Annotated in this window: 1 protein-coding gene; it reads right to left on the bottom strand. The window is 64.6% G+C overall.

Annotated elements, in window-relative coordinates; translation table 11 throughout:
• On the bottom strand, window positions 1–1,340 hold a 1,340-nt coding region (ftsH, locus tag AB4Y84_RS21730), incomplete at both ends, for an ATP-dependent zinc metalloprotease FtsH (RefSeq protein WP_442250942.1).

Raw genomic sequence — 1,340 nt, 5'->3', positions numbered from 1 at the left:
CGATCGGGCCAAGGGTCTCCGACAGGCCCCACTTGGTGACCATGTTGCGGGCCATCTTGGTGGCACGCTCGATGTCGTTGGAGGCGCCGGTGGTGACCTTGTCCGGCCCGAAGATCAGTTCTTCGGCGACGCGACCGCCATACAGCGAGCACAGCTGCGAGTTGATCGCCACGCGGTTGATCGAGTACTTGTCGCCTTCCGGCAGGTACATGGTCACACCCAGCGCACGGCCGCGCGGGATGATGGTGACCTTGTAGACCGGGTCATGCTCGGGCACCAAACGACCGACGATGGCGTGACCGGCTTCGTGGTAAGCGGTGAGGGTCTTCTCCTCCTCGCTCATGGCCATCGAGCGGCGCTCGGCACCCATCAGGATCTTGTCGCGGGCACGATCGAAGTGGTCCATGCGGACCTCCTTCTCGTTGCCACGGGCGGCGAACAGGGCTGCCTCGTTGCAGAGGTTGGCAAGGTCCGCACCGGAGAAGCCGGGAGTACCACGCGCGATCACCATCGGCACGACGTCGTCGGCCAGCGGCAACTTGCGCATGTGCACCTTGAGGATGTGCTCGCGGCCCTTCACGTCCGGCAGACCGACCACCACCTGGCGGTCGAAGCGGCCCGGACGCAGCAGCGCCGGGTCCAGAACGTCCGGACGATTGGTGGCGGCGATCACGATCACGCCTTCGCCGCCTTCGAAACCGTCCATCTCGACCAGCAGCTGGTTCAGGGTCTGCTCGCGCTCGTCATGACCGCCGCCCAGGCCGGCACCACGGTGGCGACCGACGGCGTCGATTTCATCGATGAAGATGATGCACGGCGCGTGCTTCTTGGCTTGCTCGAACATGTCGCGCACACGGCTGGCGCCGACGCCGACGAACATTTCCACGAAGTCCGAACCGGAGATCGAGAAGAACGGCACCTTGGCTTCACCGGCAATGGCCTTGGCCAGCAGCGTCTTGCCGGTACCCGGAGGGCCGACCATCAGCACGCCGCGCGGGATCTTGCCGCCGAGCTTGGTGAACTTGGACGGGTCACGCAGGAAGTCGACCAGTTCGCCGACCTCTTCCTTGGCTTCGTCGCAGCCGGCAACGTCGGCGAAGGTGACCTTGATCTGGTCTTCGCCCTGCAGCTTGGCGCGCGACTTGCCGAAGGACATCGCGCCCTTGGCACCGCCGCCACCGCCCTGCATCTGCCGCATGATGAACAGCCAGAAGCCGATGATCAGGATGACCGGCAGGAAATTCATCAGGATCGCGCCGAGGGAGATGCCGCTGGACGGCTCTTCCTGCACGATCTCGACATTCTTGGTGCGCAGCACGTTGATCAGGTCGCGATCGAAC

The organism is Stenotrophomonas sp. 2YAF22 (assembly GCF_052114665.1).
In the GTDB taxonomy this organism is placed as follows: domain Bacteria; phylum Pseudomonadota; class Gammaproteobacteria; order Xanthomonadales; family Xanthomonadaceae; genus Stenotrophomonas; species Stenotrophomonas indicatrix.
This window is presented reverse-complemented; position numbering and strand designations above follow the sequence as displayed.